We start from the raw sequence: 418 nt of genomic DNA, 5'->3' as shown, positions 1-418 counted from the left end.
GCCGCGCCGTGTCGTTTCGTCCGCGCCGCACGTAGCCGTGCCGTCCACGCCGCACGAGCCGCGCCATATCGGTCCGTCCGCGCCACGCATAGCCGCACCGTGCCGTCTGCGCCGAACGAGCTGCGCTATCCGTGCCGAGCCGCACGAGCCGCTGTCCGGGCCGCGCCGCGCGTGTCTCGCGTGTCGTCTGCGCCGCGAGCCGCGCTGTCAAGGCCGCACCGTGCGAGCTGCCGTGCGAGCCGCACCGTCCGCGCCGCGCTGTCCAGGCCGCGCCGCGCGAGCCCGCGCCGTCCGCGCCGTCTGGACCGCGCTGTCCGAGCCGCGCCGCGCGAGCCGTGCCATCCGGGCCGCGCGAGCCGTGCCATCCGGGCCGCGCGAGCCGTGCCATCCGGGCCGCGCGAGCCGTGCCATCCGGGCC

Annotated in this window: 1 protein-coding gene; it reads right to left on the bottom strand. The window is 78.9% G+C overall.

Annotation, left to right across the window (positions count from 1 at the left end; genetic code table 11):
• Positions 1–211: hypothetical protein (locus tag AB0K00_RS51090; RefSeq protein WP_363538025.1), on the bottom strand; the 211-nt coding region annotated here is incomplete at its 3' end.
• Positions 212–418: the final 207 nt, after the last annotated feature.

Source organism: Dactylosporangium sp. NPDC049525 (genome assembly GCF_040676755.1).
Lineage (GTDB): Bacteria > Actinomycetota > Actinomycetes > Mycobacteriales > Micromonosporaceae > Dactylosporangium.
This window is presented reverse-complemented; position numbering and strand designations above follow the sequence as displayed.